Raw genomic sequence first — 1,613 nt, 5'->3', positions numbered from 1 at the left:
GGCTCAGACCGCCGCGCGGCGGGGCGGGGCCCCCCGCCCCGCCGCCGCCCACCCCCCCCGGGGGGGCCCCCGGCCCGCGGCGGGGGGGGGTGGGGAGCCCGCCCACCGGGCCCCCCCCGACCCGGCCGCGGCCCTGGAGGGCGCCCGCGCCATCCTCACCGAGCGGTTCGGCGAGGACGCCGACCTGATCGGCGAGCTGCGCGAGCGCATGTGGGGCCGCGGCCGGCTCGCCGCGAAGGTCCGCGACGGCAAGGAGGAGGCGGGCGCCAAGTTCGCCGACTACTTCGACTTCGCCGAGCCGTTCACCGCGCTGCCCTCGCACCGCGTCCTCGCCATGCTGCGCGGCGAGAAGGAGGACGTCCTCGACCTCACCCTGGAGCCCGAGGAGCCTCGCGAGCAGCCCGGCCCGTCCACGTACGAGGGCATGATCGCCCGCCGCTTCGGGGTCGGCGACCGCGGCCGCCCCGGCGACAAGTGGCTGGGCGACACGGTCCGCTGGGCCTGGCGCACGAAGATCCAGGTGCACCTCGGCATCGACCTGCGGATGCGGCTGCGCGCCGCCGCCGAGGACGAGGCCGTACGGGTCTTCGCGTCCAACCTGCGCGACCTGCTGCTCGCGGCGCCCGCCGGCACCCGGGCCACGCTCGGCCTCGACCCGGGCTTCCGCACCGGTGTGAAGGTCGCCGTCGTGGACGCCACCGGCAAGGTCGTCGCGACCGACGTCATCCACCCGCACGTGCCCGCCAACAAGTGGGACGATTCCCTCGCCAAGCTGGCCCGGCTGGCCCGGGAACACGCCGTCGAGCTGGTCGCCATCGGCAACGGCACGGCCTCGCGCGAGACCGACAAGCTCGCCGCGGACCTGATCTCCCGCCACCCCGAGCTGGGGCTCACCAAGGTGATGGTGTCCGAGGCGGGCGCCTCCGTGTACTCGGCCTCCGCCTTCGCCTCGCAGGAACTCCCGGACATGGACGTGTCGCTGCGCGGTGCCGTCTCCATCGCCCGCCGCCTCCAGGACCCGCTCGCCGAGCTCGTCAAGATCGACCCCAAGTCGATCGGCGTCGGCCAGTACCAGCACGACCTGGCCGAGGTGAAGCTCTCGCGCTCGCTCGACGCGGTCGTCGAGGACTGTGTGAACGGCGTCGGCGTGGACGTCAACACCGCCTCCGCTCCGCTGCTCGCGCGGGTCTCCGGCATCAGCGGCGGGCTCGCCGAGAACATCGTGGCCCACCGCGACGCCAACGGCCCCTTCCGCAGCCGCAAGGCCCTCAAGGACGTGGCCCGCCTGGGGCCGAAGGCGTACGAGCAGTGCGCGGGCTTCCTGCGGATCCGCGGCGGCGACGACCCGCTGGACTTCTCCAGCGTGCACCCCGAGTCGTACCCGCTGGTCCGGGGCATGGCCAAGACGGCCGGCACCGAGGTGGCGGCCCTGATCGGCAACACCGGCGTGCTGCGTTCGCTGCGCCCGGAGCAGTTCGTCACCGAGGCGTTCGGCCTGCCGACCGTCACGGACATCCTGCGCGAGCTGGAGAAGCGGGGGCGGGGCCCCCCGGCCCCCGCCCAAACACCCCCCCTCAAACATGGGGGGGAGGAACTAGGGGCCCCGGCGCCCC

General features: G+C 75.0%; 1 protein-coding gene. It reads left to right on the top strand.

Annotated elements, in window-relative coordinates:
- Positions 1–1,613 (top strand): helix-hairpin-helix domain-containing protein (locus tag ACFXA3_RS31280; RefSeq protein ID WP_385192189.1); only part of this gene is annotated, 1,613 nt, incomplete at both ends.

It is taken from the genome of Streptomyces sp. NPDC059456, assembly GCF_042750055.1.
Lineage (GTDB): Bacteria > Actinomycetota > Actinomycetes > Streptomycetales > Streptomycetaceae > Streptomyces.
Note: the sequence above shows the minus strand (reverse complement) of the source record. Positions and strands in the feature narration are given on the sequence as shown.